A 21,812-nucleotide genomic window follows, 5' to 3' on the forward strand; every position below is an offset into this window, starting at 1 on the left:
TCGATGACCGCTTCCCTGACCCATGTGATCGGCGTTGACCTCGGCGGCACCAAAACCGCCGCCGGGGTTGTTTCCTCTTCCGGCGAGGTGTTGGCGTCGGAGACCATTCCGACGTTGAACCGGGCTGGTGGCGAGGCAATCCTTGATGCCACTGCAGCGCTGATCTCGGGCTTGGTGGAGCGCGCCGCCGACGCCGGAGTTACAGTTTCCGGCGTCGGCGTGGGCTCTGCGGGGGTCATCGACGCTGCTGCCGGGACCGTTGTTTCGGCGACGGATGCGATTCTGGGCTGGGCTGGAACGAACCTGGCCGCAGGGCTTTCCGCCCGTGTGGGTCTTCCCGTCCGGGCCGTCAACGACGTCCACGCACACGCCATCGGCGAAGCGTGGCTCGGTGCTGCCGCGGGGTCCTCAAGTTCACTCATGGTTGCGTTTGGGACCGGCGTGGGCGGCAGCTTTGTCCTTGGCTGCGCTCCAGTTTTGGGGCACCGCTTTGTTGGCGGGCACGTGGGTCACTTCGCATCGCCATACGCCACATTTGAGGGTGTTCCGTTGCCCTGCGTCTGTGGTTCGGCCGGGCATGTTGAGGCGATTGCTTCCGGGCCCGCCATCCACGAGTCGTACCTGCGATTTGGTGGTTCTGCCGTGGATGCTGTGGACACGCGCGGCGTGTTTGCGCTCGCCTCTTCTTCCACGCCCGACGGCGGTGCTGCCGCCACTGCCAGCCGAGCCGCTGCCTTGCGTGCCATTGATCTCGGCGCGGGCGCCGCAGGTCAAGCCGTGGGCGGGCTGATCAACATTCTTGACCCTGAAACCGTAGTGATTTCAGGTGGACTAGCCGACGCCGGCGGGCTCTGGTGGGAGCCCATGGAAGCCGCCCTCCGCCAAGAGCTGCTGGCGCCTCTCGCCCAGGTCCCCGTGGCGCGGGCAACCCTCGGCAACACCGCTGCCATTGTTGGTGCCGCGAAACTCGTCCTTTAGAAGAGAGACATCATGATCCTCACCCCCGAAGGCCTCGAAGCCCTCCGTTCCCAGCTGATCGTCTCCTGCCAGGCCTACCCCGGCGAACCCATGCGCGATCCTCGCACCACAGCTCAGGTGGCGGCCTCGGCTGTCATCGGCGGTGCCGCGGCGATCCGCGTCCAAGGGTTAGCCGACATACAGTTCACGCGTGCCGCCGTCGAAGTTCCCGTCATCGGCCTCTGGAAGGACGGTCACGATGGCGTCTTCATCACACCCACGCTCCGGCACGCGCTTGCCGTGGCGAACGCAGGCGCACATGTGGTGGCGATTGACGGAACGCGTCGTCCACGGCCAGATGGTTTGTCGTTCGCGGAGACCGTGGCCGGAATCCACGCCGAATCGCACGCACTGGTCATGGCCGACTGTGGCTCCTTCGACGATGCTCTGGCAGCCGTTGATGCCGGAGCGGACCTGGTCGGAACCACTCTGTCCGGCTATACCGGCGAGCGCCACAAGACCGACGGCCCGGATCTGGAGCTTTTGGAGCAGATCGCTGCCGGTGGATTGGGTAAGCCACTGATCGCGGAGGGCCGCATCCATACCCCCGCCCAGGCCCGTCAAGCACTCGATGCAGGGGCATTTGCCGTAGTGGTCGGCACGGCTATCACCCACCCGGCGTCCATCACGGGCTGGTTCAAGGGTGCGATGCACGCCTAGCCCTAAGTTGCGGGGCCTACTCTGCGCCCCAAAACCCACGCCAACCACACAGACCGGGCCTCACAACGCAGACGTAGCAGTTGTAGGCTTCTCCCATGAATGCCGAGAGCTCCCGTGAATTCGACGTAATCGTGATCGGCGCGGGTGCCGTCGGGGAAAACGTGGCGGACAGGGTGGTTCGTGGCGGACTGACGGCAGTGATCGTGGAAAGCGAACTGGTTGGCGGCGAATGCTCGTATTGGGCTTGCATTCCTTCAAAAGCACTCCTCCGGCCAGGCAGCGTGCTCCACGCGGCGCAGGGAATCCCCGGGGCTTCAGAAGCAGTCACCGGAGTCATTGACGCAGAATCGGCCCTGAAGCACCGGGACTGGTTCACGAACAATTGGCAGGACGGGGGGCAGGTCGAATGGCTGGACAGTGCCGGCATCGAGCTGATCCGTGGGCGGGGGCGCATCACAGGACCACGCGAGGTCCAGGTGGACGGGCTCGATGGCAACAGCTACGCGCTCAAAGCGCACCATGCCGTGGTTGTGGCCACAGGCTCTACTCCTACCATCCCGGATATTGAGGGCCTCAAGGACGTACCATTCTGGACTACCCGTGGCGCCACTGCGGCAAAAGTCATCCCACAGCGATTGGCCGTGCTCGGAGGTGGAGTGGCCGGCGTCGAATTGGCCCAGGCTTTTGCCCGCCTTGGTTCGGTGGTGACAATCATTGCTCGTGGTCGCCTTCTGAGCAGCTATCCCGAAGAGGCAGCCAATCTGGTCCTGTCCGGGCTGCGCGCCGATGGGGTGACGGTCCATCTCCACACGGATGTGGACAAAGCAGAAAAGAACGACGACGGCTCGGTGACAGTTACGTTCAACGGCCAGGCCGTCACGGCAGACACACTCCTGGTCGCGTCCGGCAGGCATCCAGCATTGGCCAATTTGGGCCTGGAGAATGTGGGCGTTGAGCCGCAGAACGGAAAACCCCTCCGGCTCACCACGGACGCCAGTGGCCTGGTGGAAGGCCCGGCAAGCGATGGCACCAGTGGACTGTGGCTGTACGCGGCAGGCGATGCCGCGGGCAAAGTATTGCTCACACACCAGGGAAAGTACGAAGCCCGTGCTACCGGCGATGCCATCGTTGCCCGGGCCAACGGCAAGCTCCAGGGCACGCCCCGGCCCTGGACCGCATATGCTCACACGGCCAACGAGCACGCCATTCCAAGTGTCGTCTTCACGGACCCGGAAGTTGCCTCAGTGGGTCCCAGCCTGGAGCAGGCCCTTCTTCAAGGCAAGCACGTCACAGGCGTTGAGTTGCCCATCGATGTTTCCGGCTCCCAGCTCTATTCCCCCGACTACAAAGGGTGGGCGCAGATCGTGGTGGACGAGGACCGGAAAGTCATTCTTGGTGCTACGTTCGTTGGCCCCGGCGTAGCTGAACTTCTGCATTCGGCCACTATTGCGATCGTCGGGGAAGTCCCTTTGGACAGGCTGTGGCACGCGGTTCCGTCGTATCCCACCATCAGCGAGGTGTGGTTGCGCCTCTTGGAGAAGTACGGACTCTAAAGCCCTATTTGAACTGACTGGTCAGTTCAGTTAGACTTTCAGCAGACACCATTTCTGCGAAAGGCTCATTGTGCTGTCCGTACAGCAACTCCAGATCAACGGCCGCCGGGACGATCTCCTTCCGGCGACGTCACTCCAGGCCCGTCGTGGCGAACTCTTGCTCGTGGCTGGCGAAGGCCAGGATCAACGGACCGCCCTGGCCTTGGCACTGAGTGGCCGCATGAAACCCAGCAACGGCGTCCTCAGTTGGGACAACAACAGCAAGACCAAGAAGATCCGGCTGGCGAGCGCCTTGGTGGATTCGCCCGGCGTCAATGAGCCTGAACAGCACCTAAGCGTTCGCGACCTCGTCACAGAGGACCTCTCCCTCATCCCCCGCCGTTACCGTGGTGCGCTGCTGAGCAAGCCGTGGCTGAAGATCAACAGCTTTGAGGACATCGCCGGCCTGTGGGTTGAACAGCTTCCCGCTGTCCGCCGGCTCGAACTCCTTACCGCCCTCGCCTTGGCAGATCCAGCTACCGACCTCCTGGTGCTCGATTCGCCCGATCGCCACAGCGCCGATCCCTCGGCTTGGTTGCCCCGGCTTGAGGCTTTGGCGTCCGACGCCGGGCGGCCGCTCGCCGTCGTCGCCGTCGTCAGTGCCCTCCCGGACAACTGGGCTGGCCCTGCTGCGGTAATTGGCAACTCAGTCGCCCACCCGCCGGAACCGGAAACCGTTGAAGTGGCCGAGCACGCACCGGCGACGAACGAGCAAGCGACAACGAGCCCAAGCCCGGCCCACGAGCTTCAAGACGAAGCATCCGAACCTGAATTCCAAGACCTTCAAAGGACTGCAAAGTGACTGTTCTGCGGCTCGCCCGCTCCGAACTCAAGCGCATGACCGGCGGGCTCCTGCCCAAGCTGACCATCCTGGCCCTGACCATGGTGCCGCTGCTCTACGGCGCGGTGTATCTCTACGCCAACTGGGATCCGTACGGCAACCTGAACCAGATCGACGCCGCATTGGTGGTTGAAGACACGGGGGCAACCTCCAAGGATGGCACCGAGCTGCAGGCCGGCAAGAAGGTTGCCGACAGCTTGGTGGATGGTCACGTCTTCAACTGGAAGCAGGTTTCCAGTCCGGAAGCTGCGGATGCCGGCGTCCGTTCAGGCGAATACGCCTTCGCGCTGCGCATCCCCAAGGATTTCTCCGCCAACCTGGTCTCCCCCGGCAGTTTCGATGCCGCCAATCAGGCAATGCTCCATGTCACTACGAACGACGCCAACAACTACCTCCTGAGCACCATCGTGGACAAGCTCACCACAGCCGTGCATTCAACGGTCGCAAAGGAGGTAGGCGAGGAAACGGCCAACCAGCTCCTCACCGGGTTCGGAACCATCCACGCCTCCATCGTGAAGGCTGCGGACGGAGCGTCCGAACTCGCCACGGGAGTGGGTCAGCTCAGTGATGGCGCTGCAACCCTGCATGACGGGACCACCCAGCTGGTCACCGGCGCCGATCAGCTCGTCGCTGGTCAAACGCAACTCCGCGATGGAGCTGTGCAACTCAATGACGGCGCGAGCCAGCTGAGCTCGGGCCTCACTGAGCTGAAGAACAAAACTGCCACCCTGCCTGCCGATTCCAAGAAACTCGCCGACGGTGCGGCGCAAGTAGCCGCTGGGAACGCCGAGCTGAATGCCAAAGTACAAGACGTCGTCGGGCAGCTTGATGCGGCAGACAAGGGCCTGCGCAATCGTGTTATCGAGTCCAATGCACGGCTGGTTAGCACTGGCGTGCTCACCCAGGAGCAGGCTGACAAGGTACTGGCCGATTTCGACTCCACTGCAACCTCCGGCCCGGTTACCGACGCAAAGGCCAAGATCGCGGGCGACGCCGCCAAGATCCAGCAGCTCTCGGACGGCTCAGCTGCGGTGAGCGCGGGCGCATCGAAGCTTGCGGCAGCCACACCAACGTTGACCGACGCGATTTCGCAGGCAGCGGCCGGAGCGGGGCAGTTGAAAACCGGGGCGTCCGCGCTGGCCGCTGGCCAACAGAGCGCACTGGACGGTGCCATAAAGCTCGACGACGGCGCCCACCAACTCAACGACGGCGCCGGACAGCTCGCCACTGGCGCATCGAAGGCCTCCGATGGCTCACACACCCTGGCCACAGAACTTGCCAAGGGTGCCGGAGAAATCCCGAACCCGAACGATCAACAGAAGAGCAGCGTGTCCAAGGTGATCGCCGATCCCGTCGCGGTGGACAACGTATCGCAGGCCAAGGCAGGTTCTTATGGCGCCGGATTGGCGCCCTTCTTCCTGACGCTGGCCTTGTGGATCGGAGTATTCATGCTGGTGCAGGCGATGCGCCCCATCACCCAGCGCGCGCTGGCATCCAACGCACGCTCTTGGAAAATCGCCGTCGGTGGCTGGCTTCCGTTCTTCGTCGTCTCGGTCCTGCAGGCCACTATCCTGACCCTCGTGGTGAATCTGGGCCTCGGCTTGAACGCCGCCCACCCCGTGGGCATGTGGTTGTTCATGCTTGCCGCCGTGATGGCGTTCAGTGCGATCATCCAGGGCATCGTGGCGCTCATGGGAACGCCGGGCAAGTTCGTGGTGCTGATCCTGCTGGTCCTGCAGCTCGTGTCCTCGGGCGGTACGTTCCCTTGGCAGACCACTCCCATGCCACTTCATGTGGTGCACGAAGTCCTACCCATGGGCTACGTGGTTACGGGAATGCGGCACCTGATCTACGGCGGGGAACTCAGCATGATCTGGCCAACAGTTCTGGGCTTGCTTGGATACACTTTGCTGGGAGCGGCACTGTCCACTCTCGCCGTCCGCAAACACAAGATGTGGACACTCAAGACGCTGAAGCCGGAGATTGCCGTATGAGTACCACCCAGCCGGCGGCCCCTTCAGAGCAGGGGCCGGCCGCAGGAACCGCGGAGAAGAAGCTGCGCCCCGGGCGCACCAATGCCACCAAGCAGCGCCTCTTCGAAGCGTCGATGGAACTGATTGGCGAACGTGGCGCTGCGGGCGTCACCGTGGATGAGATCGCGGCCGCGGCTGGCGTGTCCAAGGGGACGGTCTACTACAACTTCGGCAGCAAATCGGACCTGATCGCGCAGCTGCTGCGGCACGGCGTGGACATCATGCTGGTCCGTCTACAGGCAATCGAAGGCGAAGCCAGCGATCCCCTCGAATCCATGAAGAACATGGTGGGCCAGGCCATGGAATTCATGGACGAATACCCATCCTTCGCGCGCCTTTGGGTGAGTGAAAACTGGCGGACGCCGGGCGAGTGGAGTGCCGTGTTCGCCGAACTCAGGGCAGAACTGCTCGCCGTCATCGGCTCTGCGGTGGAACGCGTGGCCGCCGGATACAAGGTGGACGAGTCCGTCGTCCGCGGCAGCCTGGAGGCGGCCATCTTCGGGGCCATCTTCGTGGTGGGTCTCGACCGGCAAACCTACAACCCGGAGCGCACCCGCGAACAAAGCGTTGCCGCGGTCATGACCATCATGCACGGATACGTCATCAAGTAGGTTCACCCTCACAACGGTATCCAACTGCAATCTACGACGGCGTGGCGTGGCCCGCTGGTCGGCGATGATTAGACTCATGCGTCACATGGGGAACAGCGGAAAGCTTGCGGTGGTAGCCGCTTTCGTGTCCCTCGGGCTTTTGGTGCTCGCAGCCGTGGTCCTCGAAGAACTGGTCCTGTACCTGTTTCTGGGAGCGGTCCTGACCTGCTATTTGGCTTCGATAGTGCAGGTCTTCAACCGGCGTCGATACCTCGTGGTTCTCCTTGGCGCTGCCGGTACCAGCCTGTTCATCGGCTTCAGCATTGCATTCCTGCGCATGTGGGGCCTCGCGTTCAACCAGGACGCCAACGCCATGGGGACTGCCGTAAGCACGGAGGACTCAGACATCTACTTCTACTTGGCCGCAGTTGCAGGTGTGGGGACGCTGGCTGTGCTGTTCCTCGGGGCGGTCTGGCCATCGCTTGGTTCCAGCCGGTCCAAGCAACCCACGCCGGTAGCCAAACGAAGCACAACACCAACTAAGCGAGCTGCCAGCTCACGTCCAGCCGCGCCTGCCAAACGCCCAACTACATCGACGGCACGTCCTTCGGGCGCTGCCAAGGCCGCTCCGGCGAAGCGTCCCGCAGCACCCCGCACGCCAACAGCGGCAGCCAAACGTCCGGCGTCGGGCGTTTCCACACAACGCAAACCCGCCTCGAAGCGCTAACGACCCCCAATCCGCTGCGTTGTGGGGCCCGCTCTGCGTGCTTCAGGCGCGATTAGAGGCGCAGAGCAGGCCTCTCAACGGGAGTTTCCGTGCGTTTTCGTGATGCGCCGAGCACAGCAGTCGCGACTCCGACCAGCAGGATCAGCCCTCCCAAAATCTCGGGCGGCGTCGGGATTTCGTTCAGGACCAGCCAGGCAGCCGTCATACCCACCACCGGAACCAGCAGCGTGAAAGGCACGACGTCGGAACTCGGGTAGAGCGTCAGCAGGCGGTTCCAGATGCCATACCCAACAAGCGAGGCGAAAACCGCGGTGTAGATGGCGCTCAGGATGGTAGGCATTTGGAGGTCCGTGATAGTCGCCCACACGGTGCCCGGGCCGTCCACCACAAGTGACAATCCCGCCAAAGGGAACGGCACCACGGCCCCGGACCACACCACCAGGCCAAGGCCCGACGCCGCTTTCGAGTGCCGCGCAACCACGTTTCCGATCGCCCAGGACAAGGCCGCGGCCAGCACGATCATCAGAGGCAGGATAGGAGCCACGGCGCTGCGCCCCACAGCGACCACGCCAAGACCCGCGAGGCCGAGTCCAACCCCGAGCATCTGCCTGCGGCTGGGCCTCTCGCCAAGGAACCGCGCCGCAATCAGCACTGTGAACAGCACCTGCGCCTGCAAGACGAGGGAGGCCAGCCCCGCCGGCATCCCCAGAGCCATGCCCAGGTACAGCAGTCCAAACTGACCAGCGCTCATGAAAAGCCCGACGCCGATGATCGCCTTCCAGCTCACGTCGGGTTTGCGGATGAACAGAATGAACGGAAACACGACCAGGAGGAATCGGATCGCGACGAAAAGCAACGGCGGGACATTGCGGCCGTTGGCGTGCAGGCCCAGGTCTATGGCGACAAAGTTCACGCCCCAGAGGACAGCGACGAGGACGGCGAGGGCGGAGTGGCGGAGGTTCACAAGAATCACTCTGGCACTGGAATAGTTTAAGCACCAGCGTTGAATTCAGCATGAAACCAAGTAGATTTCCTTCATGATCGACATTTCAGCCCTGCGTGCCCTGGTAGCCGTGGAACAGCACGGATCGGTGGTGGCCGCCTCGGACGTGATGGGTTACAGTCCGTCAGCGGTTTCCCAGCAGATCAAGAAGCTGGAGAAGCAAACCGGGGTGGCCGTCCTGGAGCGCAACGGCCGCGGTGTACTCCTTACGGAACGGGGCCTTGCCCTCGCTGGCTATGGGCGGCGAATCATGGGCGAACTCGAGGAACTGCAGGCAACACTCCTCGCCGATCCCGCGAAGCCTTCCGGGCTACTGCGGCTCGTGGCGTTCTCCACTGCCTGCCGCGGCCTGGTGGGGCCAATGCTGGGACGCATCGGCACCACCGATTCTGCACTTGAAATCAGCGTGCTGGCGGAGGACCCACGTGAAGCCGTCCAACGAGTCGCATCGGGCGAGGCTGAACTGGCCGTGGTGCACAACTGGAACTCCGTGCCGCTGGTCATTCCCGAGAACCTGGTGCATGAGGACCTTTGCCTGGACCAGGCCGACGTCCTGCTTAACAGCACCCACGCTCTTGCTGGACGGGCCGTCGTCGAGCGTGAAGACTTACTGGACGAAATCTGGGTCAGTACGCCGGCCGGCGCTATCTGCAACGAAGCCCTCCTGCAGATCTTCGCCGGGCTTGGGCGGGTCCCCGATATCCGAGTCTACGATCCCGATTTCTCCACCCATATCGCCATGGTGGAGCAGGCTGTGGCCGTAGCGCTCGTGCCGCGTTTGGGCAGGCCATCTCTGCCACCCGGCGTCGTTGCCGTGCCGGTCGTCAACCCCGTTCAGCAGCGAGCCGTTGGAATCGTGTATCGAAAGACCATGACTGCCAGCCCCAATATCCGGCATGCCGTCCGGCTCCTGCGCGAGGTGGCGGCCGAGCATGAGCTACCTGTACGCCCTGAACCCAAGTAGCTCGCAATAAGGGTTGTTTTGAGCCCTCGAAAAAACCCTAATGCCAGTCAGTTGGGTTAGGGGCGCGGCGACGGCGACGGAGCACCCCGCCTCCGCCGCCGCTCCATTCCAACAGGACTTATAGTGCCGCCAAGCTCTGGTTGTCCGCAGTTTGGCGGTGCCAATCCAGAATCTGCTCCCCGGTCATGAACACAGATCTGGCATCGGCCCGGATATGCGCCAGCGCCTGCTTGAAGTAGGTCAGGCGGTGCGGCGCGGCCATGATGTAGGGGTGGATGACCAGCGCCATAACCCTGGCCGACTCCGCCGAGTCCTCGGCAAGCTGGTCAAACTGGTCCTTTGCACGCTGGAGATATTCACGGGCGGGATGGTGCTGGATGAGCATCATTGCCACGTCATTGCACTCCTGCGTGTAGGGGATGCTGGTGATGGGCTTTGTCCGCGTGCGGAGTTCAACAGGCTGGTCATCCAATACCCAGTCACAGACGTACTCGTAGCCCTCCTCGACCAGAATGTCCGGCGTCTCCCAGGTTTCCGTCAGGCCCGGCCCCAGCCAGCCACGCGGGGCCCTGCCGGTGGCTTGGCGGATGGCGTCGGTGGTCAGCCGGATATCTTCGCGCTCGTCCGGCACTTTCTGCATGTTTTTCTGGCCATAGCCGTGGCCAATGAACTCCCAGCCGCGTTCCTTTGCAGCCGCAGTTATCGCCGGGTAGGACGCGACGGCCTTGCCGTTGACGGCCAATGCCACCGGGATGCCGAACTCATCGAGGGCCTTCAAGAGCCTCCAGAAACCCACCCTGTTTCCATATTCATGCCAGCACCAGTTGGGCACGTCCGGTGTGGGGACGCCGCCGGCCGGAGGACTCAGGACAGTGCGCGGCATCGCCTCATCGTCATTCCACTCCTCAATGTTGACTATCACCCAGACCGCTACCTTCTTGCCGTCCGGCAGAAGTCGCACTGGACGATCAACAATCGCCTCATAGTCGATCCGTTCGCTGGGTTTCATGATTCCTCCTGTTCGGTCACTGCGATGCTTAGTTGAGGAAGGCCCGTAATCTCCACGGAGACCTGGTCGCCGGGAACAATGGCCGAAACGCCCGCTGGGGTACCCGTGTAAATCAAGTCACCCGGTTCCAGGGTGTACAGGGAGCTAAGCCGGGAAAGGATTTCCGGAACGGACCAGATCATCAGGCCCAGGCTCGTTCGCTGACGCTCTTTTCCATTGACAGTGAGCACCAAGGTTGCGTTTTCCAGGTCCTGCACCGATGCCGCTGGAAGGATCGGGCCGCAGGGAGCCGAACTGTCAAATGATTTTCCTGGCTCCCAAGGACGCGCTTGGGACACTGAATTTCTTTGCAAGTCCCTGCGGGTCAGATCGATTCCGGCAGCGTAGCCAAACACAGCATCGGAAGTATCCTGTGGCTGGCTGTTGCGAAGCCGCTTGCCCACTGCCACTACGAGTTCACCCTCGAACTGGAAGTCATCGGTTGATTGCGGGTAGGCGATGGCCGCGCCGTCCAGTTCGACGCAATCACTTGGCTTCTGGAAGAAGAACGGATCGTCGCGTTCGTCGCCTTCACGCATCTCGCGAATGTGGTCCACATAGTTCCTCCCCACGCAGTAGATGCGGCGGACGGGGAATCCGTGCTCGGAACCGGCTACGGGAACAAGGGCTTGGGTTGTTTTCCAAAGTGTTTGCATTGGTTACTCCTGAGTGGTGGCTATGGGGTCCGGAACAGTGGCTGAAGGGGCCAGCCGACTGAAGTCGGCCGTTCGCAGGGCCAAAGCGAGCAGACCGGACGCCAAGGACAGGCCTGTGATCTGGACCAGGCCGGCGGTGCTCCAGTCGGTACTTCCGACAAGAAGGCTGAAGGCCAAACCGGCGAAACCGGCTGCCGTGTAGATGCACGTTGTGAAGAGTCCTGAAGCGCGGGATGAGTGGGATTCATTCATGCTTTTGACCAGGGAAGCGACGAGCCCAACGTAGAGTCCGGAGCTGGCCACCAAGCCAAAGAGGAACGACCATACGGCCTGCCACGCAACGGTTGCGGGTCCTGCGAACAATGCAGCACCACAAACGGCCTGCGCGACGCTCAACGATGTGATGGCAATTTTGGGAGTCAGGCGATCAACAAGCCAACCCCCCAGGGGAGAGGCGAAAGCCGCAAGTCCGGATAACCCGACGGCAAGAGCTGCATCAGCCTGTTTGAAATGCAGGTGCTCGATCAGGAAACTGGCATACATTCCTATGTAGCCAAAATCTATGAGACCGAACAGCAGCGTGATCACCGCCAGGATCAGGGGATTACGGCTGAAAAAGCTGGTTGCCCCGCCTACGTAATGGGTTGTCTCCTGGACGGAGCGCCGTTCCGTGAATGATGATCGGACGAACACCGCAACCAGAAGCGCGGCTACGATCCCGATGGCTCCGAAGGCAATCATCGGAGCACGCCAGGAATCAAACTCCTGGTGGAGGAAGACTCCGAGGTTTGGCCCCACCAGTGCGCCCGTGGCGAAGGCGACGTTTACTGAACCGATCGCGATGCCACGGTGCCTGGGAAAGGCATGCGTTGCCACAGTAAGGATGGCCACCAACTGCAAGGCTTCACCTACACCGCTGAGGACCCGCCACAGCAGCATGTCCCAGAACCCGGCGCTCAACACCGTGAGTACCGTGGCGATGGAGAAGAGGACTGTACCCATGATCAGGACGTGTTTCCGGTTTACTCGGCGCAAGGCCATACCAGCCGGGATACCCGTAAGTCCCATTCCCAAGGCGAAGAGTGTGGATTGCAGCCCGGCCTCGGGAAGCCCAAACCCGTATTCTGTCCTGACCTCCGTCAGCAGGACCGGGAAAACCATGCGGTCCATTGCATTGACTGAGTAGGCCAGGAGGATAAGCAGGAACATGAACATGGCTCCGGAGGTGCCGAGCCGTTGGACACGCTCCGCTGACGCCGGAGGCCGTTCCTTGGGCACCGCCGTTGAGTCGTTTTGGCTTATCATCGTTGATTGCCTTCCTGATTGTTGCTGATTTATTTGTCCCAGGTTCCGGCTGCCATTGCGCGCTGGACCAGGGCGTCGCGCCGCTCTGTGGCCGTATCAATGGCTTGGCGGGCCGTCTGTTGTACCAGTTCGCCATCACGAAGAAGAACGCGTCCATCGCTGATGACGGTGCGGATTGCCGCGGAAGTTCCGTGATAGACGAGGCTTTCGGCAGGATCCCCCGTTGGAAGAAGCGAGGTACTTGACCTGTCGAAGACGATCAGATCGGCCCGCTTGCCCTGTCTGATGGATCCTGTGATGCCATCGATGCCAAGATCCTTGGCGGCACGGATGGTAGCCATCTCGAGGGCAATTCGAGGAGTCAGTGTTGCCCGTTTGGTGCGTGCGTGCTCAACGGAGAGCAACGCCCGCAAGCTGGAAAGTACGTCTGCATTTGCCGGCATGGCGAGTGTGTCCACAGAAAGTGATGTCAAAACGCCCGCTTCGAGGAACTCCGTGACCACGGGAAAGCCCATGGTGCGCATTTCCGAAAGTGGGCTCACCGAAATCCTGGTTCCTGTCCGGGCAATGGCTTCAATGTCCTCCGCGCTGGCGTGCACGGCGTGAACCACCTGGACGTCCGGTCCGAGCAATCCCTCACGGTCCAGTCTGGTCAGGCCACACGACTGACAACCAGGTTCCCGCATGCAGCGGTCGCAATGCATGGTGATGGGAACGTTGCGTTCCCTGGCACAGCTCCATTCCCGCGCAGCAAGCTCCGTGGATGTGCGATAGGGTCCCCGCAACGCCACCCCGAAATGGATCCGCCCGTCAAGGCGGTCGGAAGTCCATCTGTTGATGGCATCGTCCAGACCGTCGAAATCCATCACTTCGTCGGCACCCGAGGAATCCCTTGGCCCATAGGAGAATCGGCCCCTCAACCCCGAATCCAAATGCGCTTGGATGTTCGCATCTATATCCCCCGCACCGCGGACGTTGTGGTCCCAGTTATGGACGGTGGTGATTCCGTTCTGTACTGCTTCTGCCAGGGCGAACCTGGCGGACCAGTAGAAGTCATCGTCATTAAGGTGGGGGGCAAGGCCGCGCTTCACTGAGAAGTAGTCCCGTCCGGGCCCATCCCCCACTGTTCCCCGCAGAAGTGAATTCCACAGATGCCAGTGCGTGTCTACGAAACCAGGCACCACCAGGTTTCCGGTGCCGTCTATCTGTTCCACCCCGTCGGGGAGGGCGAGGCCCTGCCCGAGTTTTTCGATAATGCCATCCCTGATCAGGATGTCCGTGGTCCCGTCGGGGACGTCCGGGTCAAGGGACAAAATAAAGGCATTTTGCAGTAGCAAGCTAGTGCGTTGAGGAAGCATGATCCATCCAAAGAACGACGAAAATGACAAGGCCAAAAATGACTACACACCGCCGCAGCAGGACATCCGGAATGCGTCGGCCCAGAACGGCACCGATCCATCCTCCGAGCAGTCCAGCGGCGGCCATCACAAATGCCGCGGGCCATGCGACAGTCGCGAAGATACCGAAGAAGACAAGGGAAACAGCGCTCGCGACGGCGGACAGCACACTTTTGAGTGCGTTGAGCCGGGGAAGCCGCTCATCGAGGGTAATGCCCAAAACACCGAGCATCATGATGCCCAGCCCGGCGTTGAAGTAGCCACCATAGGTAGCCACACCCAACTGACCGAGACTGCTGGCATGCAGTCGTTCAGCTCTCACGCTTGAATTCTGAACCCCACCCACGCGTGCGACTGCCCATTTGGTCAAGACGGGCTGCGCTGCCAGCAGCAGGGTCGATGCAAGCACCAGCCACGGAACCACAGCAACAAATGTCGATTCCGGTCCCAGCAGCAGGAGCGCTGATCCCATTGTGGCTCCAACCACGGTGGTGGTTCCCAGGATCGCGACCCTGCGGGCCTGTCCTTTGAGTTCCCTGCGATAGCCCCAAACGCCGCCCACATAACCCGGGAAGGCTGCCACCGTGTTGATGACGTTGGCCGCGACGGGCGGGTAGCCCAGCGCGAGCAGGGTTGGAAAGGTCACCAGCGACCCGCCACCTGCAACCGCATTTATTGCGCCGGCAGCTGTGCCGGCCAAAGCCATAAGGGCTACAGACCCAATGTCCATGACCACCTCCCACACTCAGCGTACGCATTGCATGCAATGAATGCAATAGGTGTTTTCGCATGCCTTGTATACTTAGGTCATGAGTACAGACGCGGCAGGAACAGGATCAGCACGGTCAACCTACGACGTCCTGTGGGCCAGATTTCTCGACGGCACCTACACCGCCGGGGACCGCCTTCCGGAGGCAGCGATAGCAGAGGAATTGGGAGTCAGCCGCACACCCGTAAGGGAAGCACTGAGCCGCATGCTTGCCGAGGGCCTGCTCACGCCCGCAGCACGCGGCGTAGTAGTTGCAGGTTTGGACCACGACGCCAAACGCCGCCTGTTTGATCTGCGACGCAACCTTGAAGGATTCGCAGCCGAACTGACAGCCGCGCGGGCCCGCGATGGACAGATCGCTCCCGTCTGGTTCGCGCGGCTGAACGACGCAGCAACGGGCTTCGCGAAAGCCATTGAAAGCGGTGAAATACGGGAGTCAACGCGAATCAACAGGCAGTTCCACGACCTGATCGTCGAAGCCAGTGGCAACGAATTCCTGGCCGATGCGCATCGCCGGGCCATAGCCAGGCTTGCGGTTTCCACCGCAGCGAATCTCGGCAAGGATGACTGGGCGCACAAGGCCGCCGAACAACACGTAGAAATTGCCCGGGCAATTGCGGACGGAGACGTAGCGTCTGCCCGCGCACTTTCGGAAGCCCACATCAGTGACGCCCAAAAGGTGGCGGATCTGGCGGCCTAAAGTCGTCCCGGGATCATACAGCCTGGCGGGAAAGTCAGTGACGCGGCACTTTGAAGTGCGTCAGACGGGCGTCCTGCCCATCCAGCTCCGCCCATGGCTTCTCAGTCTCCATCACCGTCAAAGCACTGGTTGGGTAACGTGTGGCGGCATCCATATAGGCATCATGGTCCGAGTCGCGCGAAGCAAGATGCATGGCCAGGTCCTGGACGCCGGGCATGTGCGAGATCACCATCAAGGTGGTGACGGTGTCAGGGACATGGTTGATCACGGTCAACATCCGGTTTGCCGAGGCGGCGTACAAGCCGTCCTCGAGCTTGGGCGTCGGGGCTTTGTCCCCCAACTCATCGCACACCCACGTGCAGGTTTGGCGGGTCCTCAGCGCAGACGAGCACAGAATGAAGTCTGGAACTACCCCATGCTTGAGCAACCATCGCCCAGCCAGCGGAGCCTCACGGTGTCCGCGTTCCTCGAGGGGACGTTCGTGGTCGGGGACCCCCATGGGCCAATCCGCCTTGGCGTGGCGCATGATCACCAGGCGCCTGATGTGATGGTCACTCATTCAACAACCTTATAGCCGTACATGCTCGCGTCCCGTGATAGCGAAAGCGCCCGCCCCTTTACAGGACAGGCGCTTTCGGCTGCAGCAATAGCTAGATCGAGTATTCCGGAGCGGCCCAGACGATGACCTCAGGGTGCTCGTAGAAGCGGTAGCCCTGCCCACGTACGGTGCGTACGGTGTTGGCGAGGCGGCCCAGCTTGGAGCGGAGGCGGCGGATGTGGACGTCGATGGTGCGCTCGTTGGGCACTTCTTCGGCGTTGCGCCACAGGCCCTCAAGGAGTTCGTCGCGGCCTACCGTGCGGGTACCGTTCTCGACGAGGTAGTTGAGGAGCTCAAATTCCTTGAACGTCAGGTTCAGGGATTCGCCGTCGAGGTGGACTTCGCGGCGGGCGAGGTCGATCAGCACGCCGGAGGGGCGGGCTTCCTGTTGCGGTGCCGGGCGGGCAGCCTCGGTGCGCTGGCGTGCGGCGACCGTCGGGTCACCAAAAGTTGAACGTACGACGTCGAGCGCGGACCCGGGTGCCCCGGCCGGTGCGACGGCGACTGCAGCGTAGCTCTCAGCGCCGGTGACCAGCGACTGGGCGTAGGCCCGGATTTCCTGGGCGAGCTTGGCAATGGAGGTGCCGGCCGCTGCCGCTGTCTCTTCGTCAATACCCATGTAGAGCACGAAACCGCGGGCCACGTTGTCGTTGGCGACGGGGCGGAGGCGGTCAGACTGCGCAATGACGGGAGTAGGCGCCGTCATGGGTGCTGGCTCGTTGGTGGGAACTGCCCGCAACTGGCCATAGGAGTTGGGGTTGTAGCCCTGGGGCACATAGCCGGGAGCCTGCTGGCCGTTGCCCTGGGTGGTGGGGGCGTAGCCGGGGCGGTTGCCGAACCCGGGGCGGAGGCCTGCGTTTGAAGCGGCCTTGTTGGCGTTTCGGACGGAGATGTGGACGTAACCGGATGCAACTGACATGGAGTGATTACCTCAAAAGTGAATAGCCGTCATCGCGGCTTCGAATGCTGGTTGTCCCCGCAATGAGTTTGGGGAAGGGCGCCCAACGCTGGGCTAGGGGGCGAATGCCTGAAACTTCTTTGGGGTGGAAAGTTAGGCTTGCATTCGACAACAGCGGGTCTCGTCGCCAGCGGGTGTGCTGGACCAGATTGCTGCGGCTGCAGGTGCTGTTGAGTTCTTGTTCACATTGGAAGTGTGCAACGTAACAATGGCAACACGCAAGTAACAAAGCGCCAAAACGTCCACATTTTGAGACAAGAGGGTCTATTGTGCTGCAGATCACAATTCTTTCACCATGGAAAATGAACGTCATTTCATTCGGCGGCGATGAGAAATATTCGGCTTGGGGTGAATTTTCTTCGGCAGATAGTGCATGATGCCCTCCCTGATTCCCATCAGGCGCAAAACGACGGAATCTCAAGATCTGAAACACTTGCTGTCCAATCCCAAGCGACTCCAAGCTCGAATTTTTCCCCCAAAATCTGCTACAAGCCGTAGAAACGGCACCTGTTGGGGCGGGCGCGCTCGTGAACGCCTGCCGCCGAACTCCCACGTGGCTAGTGTTGACCTCACAGCGTCCTCACAGGACCGGCAAAGCTTCGGCAAACCAGCAGAATGGAGAGTTGTCACATGGCATCCCCGCACTCCATGACGAACAACCTTCCCCAGCTTTCCCACCCGGACGGCTCCCCTATCCGAGCCTTGGTGGTGGACGACGAGCCGAGTCTGTCCGAGCTCATGAGCATGGGCCTTCGCATGGCCGGCTGGTCCGTCGCGGTGGCAGCCGACGGACCGGAAGCTGTAAAGCTCGCCAAGGACTTCCGCCCCGACGTGCTGGTGCTGGACGTGATGCTTCCAGGATTCGACGGCGTCGAGGTCCTCAACCGGATCCGCGCCTTCGCGCCGGAAGTGCCCGCACTGTTCCTCACGGCCAAGGACGCTGTCCAGGACCGCATCGTAGGCCTTGCCGCCGGCGGGGACGACTACGTCACCAAACCCTTCAGCATGGAGGAGGTTCTCCTGCGCCTGCACCGTCTTGTACAACGCTCGGGTGTTGCGGCCATGGATACAGCGGAACTGGTGGTGGGTGATCTCACCCTCAACGTGGACACACGGGAGGTTTCGCGCGCCGGCGAGGACATCCAGCTCACGGCAACGCAGTTTGAGCTGCTTCGCTACCTCATGGAGAACCCCAAGCGCGTGGTCAGCAAGGCACAGATCCTGGACCGGGTCTGGGACTATGACTTCGGCGGGCAGGCCAACATCGTGGAACTGTACATTTCCTACCTGCGCAAGAAAATCGAAGCCAACCACCCGCCAATGATCCACACCGTCCGTGGCGCTGGCTACGTCATCAAGCCTGCGGACTGAATCTTGTCCACCCCTTCAGGCGTAACCCGCAAGACCCAGCGGAACTGGCTCAATCCCTCCACCTGGCATTTGCGCACGAGGTTGGTCCTGGTGGCGATGGCCTTGCTGGTGGCTATTTGCAGCGCAGTGGGAGTGGTTAGTTACGCCTCCATGGACATGTACTTCAACAAACAACTGGACAAGCAGTTGGAGCAGGCCTCAAGCCGCGCGAATGAATTCGGCAGGCCGCCGTCGAGCTTTCCCTCAAGCGGTCGGCCAGATCCACTGGAGGCCCGTGGCCAAGGTGCCGGGACGCTCAACGCGCGGATCGATGGTTCCGCGGTCATCAACTCGGGCTTCCTCAACGCAAACGGTCGCCGCGTGGCACTCTCGGCAGAAGACAAGCAGGTCCTGCTCTCGCTCCCCCGCGACAAGGGGCCCGTTGACCGTTCATTGTCCAACGGCGACTACCGGCTGGTGGCAGTTGAGACCCCCTACGGCGACATTATTGTGACGGGCCTACCGTTGGCTGACAAGCAAAACGCCGAGGCCTCGCTCGTATGGACCATGGTGTTTGTTTCCCTTGGCGGCCTGGTTCTGATCGGCCTCGCGGGCACTGTCATCATTCGCAGGACCATGCGGCCACTGGAGCAACTCTCGGAGGTTGCAACCAAGGTATCGCGCCTTCCCCTCGACGCCGGTGAAGTGGCACTCGCGGTGCGCGTACCGCCGTCGGCCTCCCATCCAGGAACAGAAGTTGGCAGCGTTGGCCACGCCTTGAACCAAATGCTCAACAACGTTTCCAGGGCCCTGGAAGCCCGTCAGGAGAGCGAAACCAAGGTCCGGCAGTTCGTTGCCGATGCCTCCCACGAACTTCGGACGCCGCTGACCGCCATTCGTGGGTACACCGAACTCCTTCGTATGACGGAGAACTTCACGGAGGACGGCAGGAAATCGCTGGCACGGGTCCAGAGTCAGTCGGAACGGATGACCACGCTTGTGGAGGACCTGTTGCTGTTGGCGCGTCTGGACGAAGGCCAGGCGTTGAAAGTCACCGATGTGGACCTGACGCAGCTGGTGATCGAGACCGTCAGCGACGAAAAGGTGATGGCACCGGACCACATATGGAAGCTCCAGCTCCCTGACGAGCCCATTACAGTGCGCGGGGACGCGACCCAGCTGCATCAGGTGCTGGCCAATCTGCTGTCCAACGCCCGCAAGCACACCGATCCAGGTACCACGGTGGTCACAGGCGTCATGCTCTCCGCGGACGGTAGTGCGGTGGTCACAGTCACCGACAACGGGCCTGGTATTCCCGCTGGGTTCCAGAGCCGTATCTTCTCGCGGTTTGCCCGGGCTGACGCGGCGAGATCGGGGTCGGAAGGAACCTCCGGATTGGGCCTGTCAATCGTCGAATCCATCGTCCAGGCGCATGGGGGAAGTGTGGAAGTGACGTCCCGGCCGGGACACACCGAATTCGCTCTTCGCTTTCCTACGGCTTTGAACGACCGCATATAACGAATCGGGCAACATGACGCGCCGTGAACGTGATCTCTGTTACCCAAATGTGACTTAAGCCGAAACCTCCTGTACCTTCGAAAGGGTGGGTCGCCCCTAACTGGCCCGCACCCGGGATGCGCCGAGCTCTGCCACTTCCCGGAGTTCCGTTCTCATTCGAGGCAGAGACGGGGGACCCAGAGTCTCCGGGCACAGTACTTTCCTTGCCCTTGGGGTGAAGCCGCAGCTACGCGCGCGGCCGGATGACCTCATCCGAACCCGACAGCTAACTCCGCAGGCGCTGAGAGGTAATCACACATGTCTGAATTCAACGATCAGACGCGCCCTTCCGCGCGTCACCGTGACGAACACACTGCTCCCCTGACGAAGTCGCAAGCCGTTCTGAAGAACGCTGCACGGCGCGGCAAGACCGGGCAACGAATGTCAGTTGTTGCAGGAGTCGTTGCCGCAGCATTGGGCGTTGCATCGCTCGGCCAGGCAGCAAACGCCGCATTCAATCTCCCCGAAACGAGCCAGGCGTCCGAGACGCAGGCTACCGCCCAGGTCAGCAACAAATCAGCGGAAATCTCTGCGTCCTTGGATGCTGCTGCCAAGAAGGGCGCTGCAGACAGGGCTGCTGCAGACCAGGCGGCTGCGGCACAGGCCGCTGCCGAGAAGGCTGCCGCGGAGAAGGCTGCGGCCGAGAAAGCCGCTGCCGACCAGGCAGCTGCCGCCGAGAAGGCTGCCGCTGATGCAGCCGCCAAGCAGGCTGCGGATGCCGCCGCTGCTGCAGCCGCGGCCGCTGCTGCGGCTCCCAAAGCCGTGGACGATCCCGCTGCTGCCAAGGCATACGCCGCCAGCATCCTCGCAAACTACGGTTGGGGTCCGGGTGAAATGACTGCCCTGAACACACTGTGGGAGAAGGAATCCAACTGGCGGACCACCGCGACCAACACATCCAGTGGCGCCTACGGAATCGTGCAGTCATTGCCGGCCTCCAAGATGGCAACTGCAGGCGATGACTGGCTGACCAACTACCAGACCCAGATCAAGTGGGGCCTGAACTACATCAAGGAACGCTACGGCTCCCCCTCCGCCGCCCTCGCCTTCCACTTGGCCAACAACTGGTACTAAGCCAACTCAATAAGCACGTTTGAGCCCACCCCAGCGGGCTCAAACGTTCAGGGCACGATTGCCGCCCCGTTTTCCGCCGTTCGCAGCAGGGATTACTGCAGCCAACGGCGGGACCGGGGCGGTTTTCGCGTTTAACCTGCCTTCCCAGGTTTAAGAAATCGGACGACGCCGGCTTGCACCTGACGTTACGTCAGGACTTAGCGTTGTGCTCATGACGGGAACAAGGGGATCCGGACCGTGGAGCATCGGTGAGCTCGCCACAGCATGTGGCGTCAGCGTGCGGACGCTCCACCATTACGACGAGATCGGGCTGCTGTCCGCAAGCCAAAGGACACCGTCCGGTCATCGCCGGTATTCGGAGGGCGACCTGCGCCGGCTATACCGGATCAGATCCCTTCAGATGCTGGGGCTTCCGCTCGCGGCCATCGGCAAGGCGCTGCAAACGCCCGAGGATGATCCGGAGTCCCTTCGGGGCCTCCTCCAGCAGCAGTTGGTCCATGTGCAGGAGCACGCCCAGCAGCTCCAAGCGCTCCAAAACCGTTTGGGCGAGCTCTTGTCACGCATGGACGGACACGCCATGCCCACCCCTGAACAATTCATGTCAACGTTGGAGATGATCACCGTGCTCGAAAACAACTTCACAGCCGAACAACGCCAGCAACTCGCGGACAAGCGGGAAGAACTCGGCGCAGAAAAAGTCGAAGCCGCCAAGCAGCAGTGGGCTGCCTTGGTGGAAGAAGGACTGGCGCACGTCCAAGCCGAGAGGCCCGTCACGGATCCCTCCGTCCAGGAATGGGTGCGCTCATGGGACGGTATCGGTTCCATGTTCCACTCGAGTGAGGACACCAAAGCTGCAGCGCGTGCAGCCTGGCAGGAAAACAGCCAGGCCATCAGCGCGGGACTGCCGTGGAGCGCTGAGCAGTTGGCCGGGCTGATGGCTTACCTGGAAAAGGCGCGCTCGGCCTTGTAACAG

At 61.9% G+C, this 21,812-nt stretch carries 21 protein-coding genes and 1 riboswitch; of the genes, 13 read left to right on the plus strand and 8 right to left on the minus strand.

Going from position 1 to position 21,812, the window contains the following annotated elements; translation table 11 throughout:
- Positions 1–3: 3 nt before the first annotated feature.
- The 7 genes from KSW38_RS00415 (at position 4) to KSW38_RS00445 (ending at position 7,460) form a co-directional block, all read left to right on the plus strand.
- Positions 4–978 (plus strand): ROK family protein, encoded by a 975-nt coding sequence (locus KSW38_RS00415; protein WP_254185936.1) that lies wholly within the window; start codon positions 4–6, stop codon positions 976–978.
- Between the two features lie 12 nt (positions 979–990).
- The gene (locus KSW38_RS00420) at positions 991–1,677 is read left to right on the plus strand and encodes an N-acetylmannosamine-6-phosphate 2-epimerase (RefSeq protein ID WP_216921360.1); all 687 of its coding nucleotides are present in this window, start codon (positions 991–993) and stop codon (positions 1,675–1,677) included.
- A gap of 95 nt (positions 1,678–1,772) precedes the next feature.
- A complete protein-coding gene (locus tag KSW38_RS00425) occupies positions 1,773–3,230 on the plus strand; it encodes a dihydrolipoyl dehydrogenase family protein (RefSeq protein WP_216921363.1) in 1,458 nt (485 codons plus the stop codon).
- Between the two features lie 70 nt (positions 3,231–3,300).
- Entirely contained in the window at positions 3,301–4,071 is a 771-nt protein-coding gene (locus tag KSW38_RS00430; RefSeq protein ID WP_216921366.1) for a P-loop NTPase family protein, read from the plus strand.
- Positions 4,068–6,104, plus strand: coding sequence for a YhgE/Pip domain-containing protein (locus KSW38_RS00435; RefSeq protein ID WP_216921368.1), 2,037 nt, complete (start codon positions 4,068–4,070; stop codon positions 6,102–6,104). The genes KSW38_RS00430 and KSW38_RS00435 overlap by 4 nt, the downstream gene beginning before the upstream one ends.
- A complete protein-coding gene (locus KSW38_RS00440; RefSeq protein WP_216921371.1) occupies positions 6,101–6,754 on the plus strand; it encodes a TetR/AcrR family transcriptional regulator in 654 nt (217 codons plus the stop codon). Before KSW38_RS00435 ends, KSW38_RS00440 begins: the two co-directional genes overlap by 4 nt.
- A gap of 85 nt (positions 6,755–6,839) precedes the next feature.
- Positions 6,840–7,460 (plus strand): hypothetical protein, encoded by a 621-nt coding sequence (locus KSW38_RS00445; protein ID WP_254185937.1) that lies wholly within the window; start codon positions 6,840–6,842, stop codon positions 7,458–7,460.
- A 52-nt stretch (positions 7,461–7,512) separates the two neighbouring features.
- On the opposite strand, the gene KSW38_RS00450 is transcribed toward KSW38_RS00445, so the two are convergent.
- Entirely contained in the window at positions 7,513–8,424 is a 912-nt protein-coding gene (locus KSW38_RS00450; protein ID WP_216922770.1) for an EamA family transporter, read from the minus strand.
- 73 nt (positions 8,425–8,497) lie between these two features.
- On the opposite strand from KSW38_RS00450, the gene KSW38_RS00455 reads away from it, so the two are divergent.
- Positions 8,498–9,427, plus strand: a complete 930-nt coding sequence (locus KSW38_RS00455) for a LysR family transcriptional regulator (RefSeq protein WP_216921376.1) — start codon at positions 8,498–8,500, stop codon at positions 9,425–9,427.
- A gap of 118 nt (positions 9,428–9,545) precedes the next feature.
- On the opposite strand, the gene KSW38_RS00460 is transcribed toward KSW38_RS00455, so the two are convergent.
- From KSW38_RS00460 to KSW38_RS00480, 5 genes are read right to left on the minus strand one after another with little or no spacing between them, the layout of a single operon-like run.
- The gene (locus KSW38_RS00460; protein ID WP_216921379.1) at positions 9,546–10,436 is read right to left on the minus strand and encodes a polysaccharide deacetylase family protein; all 891 of its coding nucleotides are present in this window, start codon (positions 10,434–10,436) and stop codon (positions 9,546–9,548) included.
- Positions 10,433–11,131 (minus strand): fumarylacetoacetate hydrolase family protein, encoded by a 699-nt coding sequence (locus tag KSW38_RS00465; RefSeq protein WP_216921382.1) that lies wholly within the window; start codon positions 11,129–11,131, stop codon positions 10,433–10,435. Before KSW38_RS00465 ends, KSW38_RS00460 begins: the two co-directional genes overlap by 4 nt.
- A 3-nt stretch (positions 11,132–11,134) precedes the next feature.
- Positions 11,135–12,436, minus strand: a complete 1,302-nt coding sequence (locus KSW38_RS00470) for an MFS transporter (RefSeq protein WP_216921385.1) — start codon at positions 12,434–12,436, stop codon at positions 11,135–11,137.
- 29 nt (positions 12,437–12,465) lie between these two features.
- Positions 12,466–13,749 carry an amidohydrolase family protein gene (locus KSW38_RS00475; RefSeq protein WP_216921391.1) on the minus strand — a complete coding sequence of 428 codons (1,284 nt, stop codon included), beginning with the start codon at positions 13,747–13,749 and terminating at the stop codon, positions 12,466–12,468.
- A gap of 25 nt (positions 13,750–13,774) precedes the next feature.
- Positions 13,775–14,563, minus strand: a complete 789-nt coding sequence (locus KSW38_RS00480; RefSeq protein WP_216921394.1) for a sulfite exporter TauE/SafE family protein — start codon at positions 14,561–14,563, stop codon at positions 13,775–13,777.
- Between the two features lie 79 nt (positions 14,564–14,642).
- Here KSW38_RS00480 and KSW38_RS00485 point away from each other — a divergent pair, with 79 nt between their 5' ends.
- Positions 14,643–15,302, plus strand: a complete 660-nt coding sequence (locus KSW38_RS00485) for a GntR family transcriptional regulator (protein ID WP_216921395.1) — start codon at positions 14,643–14,645, stop codon at positions 15,300–15,302.
- A 34-nt stretch (positions 15,303–15,336) separates the two neighbouring features.
- Here KSW38_RS00485 and KSW38_RS00490 read toward each other — a convergent pair whose 3' ends face one another.
- Positions 15,337–15,861 (minus strand): SixA phosphatase family protein, encoded by a 525-nt coding sequence (locus tag KSW38_RS00490; RefSeq protein WP_216921399.1) that lies wholly within the window; start codon positions 15,859–15,861, stop codon positions 15,337–15,339.
- Positions 15,862–15,952: 91 nt separating this feature from the next.
- Positions 15,953–16,819, minus strand: a complete 867-nt coding sequence (locus tag KSW38_RS00495) for a winged helix-turn-helix domain-containing protein (protein ID WP_216921402.1) — start codon at positions 16,817–16,819, stop codon at positions 15,953–15,955.
- A gap of 669 nt (positions 16,820–17,488) precedes the next feature.
- Here KSW38_RS00495 and KSW38_RS00500 point away from each other — a divergent pair.
- The 4 genes from KSW38_RS00500 (at position 17,489) to KSW38_RS00515 (ending at position 21,809) form a co-directional block, all read left to right on the plus strand.
- Positions 17,489–18,229 (plus strand): response regulator transcription factor, encoded by a 741-nt coding sequence (locus KSW38_RS00500; RefSeq protein WP_216921404.1) that lies wholly within the window; start codon positions 17,489–17,491, stop codon positions 18,227–18,229.
- 3 nt (positions 18,230–18,232) lie between these two features.
- Positions 18,233–19,726 (plus strand): sensor histidine kinase, encoded by a 1,494-nt coding sequence (locus tag KSW38_RS00505; RefSeq protein ID WP_216921408.1) that lies wholly within the window; start codon positions 18,233–18,235, stop codon positions 19,724–19,726.
- A gap of 134 nt (positions 19,727–19,860) precedes the next feature.
- A riboswitch (cyclic di-AMP (ydaO/yuaA leader) is annotated at positions 19,861–20,018 on the plus strand.
- Positions 20,019–20,023: 5 nt separating this feature from the next.
- The gene (locus KSW38_RS00510) at positions 20,024–20,839 is read left to right on the plus strand and encodes an aggregation-promoting factor C-terminal-like domain-containing protein (protein ID WP_216921411.1); all 816 of its coding nucleotides are present in this window, start codon (positions 20,024–20,026) and stop codon (positions 20,837–20,839) included.
- Between the two features lie 211 nt (positions 20,840–21,050).
- Positions 21,051–21,809, plus strand: a complete 759-nt coding sequence (locus KSW38_RS00515) for a MerR family DNA-binding transcriptional regulator (RefSeq protein ID WP_216921415.1) — start codon at positions 21,051–21,053, stop codon at positions 21,807–21,809.
- The last annotated feature ends 3 nt before the right edge of the window (positions 21,810–21,812 follow it).

Source organism: Paenarthrobacter aromaticivorans, assembly GCF_019038615.1.
Lineage (GTDB): Bacteria > Actinomycetota > Actinomycetes > Actinomycetales > Micrococcaceae > Arthrobacter > Arthrobacter aromaticivorans.

Excerpts from the sequence above, each read along its gene's own strand:
- KSW38_RS00480 (WP_216921394.1), bottom strand. The coding sequence starts at position 14,563 with ATGGACATTGGGTCTGTAGCCCTTATGGCTTTGGCCGGCACAGCTGCC.
- KSW38_RS00420 (WP_216921360.1), top strand. The coding sequence starts at position 991 with ATGATCCTCACCCCCGAAGGCCTCGAAGCCCTCCGTTCCCAGCTGATC.
- KSW38_RS00445 (WP_254185937.1), top strand. The coding sequence starts at position 6,840 with ATGGGGAACAGCGGAAAGCTTGCGGTGGTAGCCGCTTTCGTGTCCCTC.
- KSW38_RS00440 (WP_216921371.1), top strand. The coding sequence starts at position 6,101 with ATGAGTACCACCCAGCCGGCGGCCCCTTCAGAGCAGGGGCCGGCCGCA.
- KSW38_RS00415 (WP_254185936.1), top strand. The coding sequence starts at position 4 with ATGACCGCTTCCCTGACCCATGTGATCGGCGTTGACCTCGGCGGCACC.
- KSW38_RS00500 (WP_216921404.1), top strand. The coding sequence starts at position 17,489 with ATGGCATCCCCGCACTCCATGACGAACAACCTTCCCCAGCTTTCCCAC.
- KSW38_RS00485 (WP_216921395.1), top strand. The coding sequence starts at position 14,643 with ATGAGTACAGACGCGGCAGGAACAGGATCAGCACGGTCAACCTACGAC.
- KSW38_RS00465 (WP_216921382.1), bottom strand. The coding sequence starts at position 11,131 with ATGCAAACACTTTGGAAAACAACCCAAGCCCTTGTTCCCGTAGCCGGT.
- KSW38_RS00470 (WP_216921385.1), bottom strand. The coding sequence starts at position 12,436 with ATGATAAGCCAAAACGACTCAACGGCGGTGCCCAAGGAACGGCCTCCG.
- KSW38_RS00510 (WP_216921411.1), top strand. The coding sequence starts at position 20,024 with ATGTCTGAATTCAACGATCAGACGCGCCCTTCCGCGCGTCACCGTGAC.
- KSW38_RS00495 (WP_216921402.1), bottom strand. The coding sequence starts at position 16,819 with ATGTCAGTTGCATCCGGTTACGTCCACATCTCCGTCCGAAACGCCAAC.
- KSW38_RS00515 (WP_216921415.1), top strand. The coding sequence starts at position 21,051 with ATGACGGGAACAAGGGGATCCGGACCGTGGAGCATCGGTGAGCTCGCC.
- KSW38_RS00460 (WP_216921379.1), bottom strand. The coding sequence starts at position 10,436 with ATGAAACCCAGCGAACGGATCGACTATGAGGCGATTGTTGATCGTCCA.
- KSW38_RS00425 (WP_216921363.1), top strand. The coding sequence starts at position 1,773 with ATGAATGCCGAGAGCTCCCGTGAATTCGACGTAATCGTGATCGGCGCG.
- KSW38_RS00490 (WP_216921399.1), bottom strand. The coding sequence starts at position 15,861 with ATGAGTGACCATCACATCAGGCGCCTGGTGATCATGCGCCACGCCAAG.
- KSW38_RS00455 (WP_216921376.1), top strand. The coding sequence starts at position 8,498 with ATGATCGACATTTCAGCCCTGCGTGCCCTGGTAGCCGTGGAACAGCAC.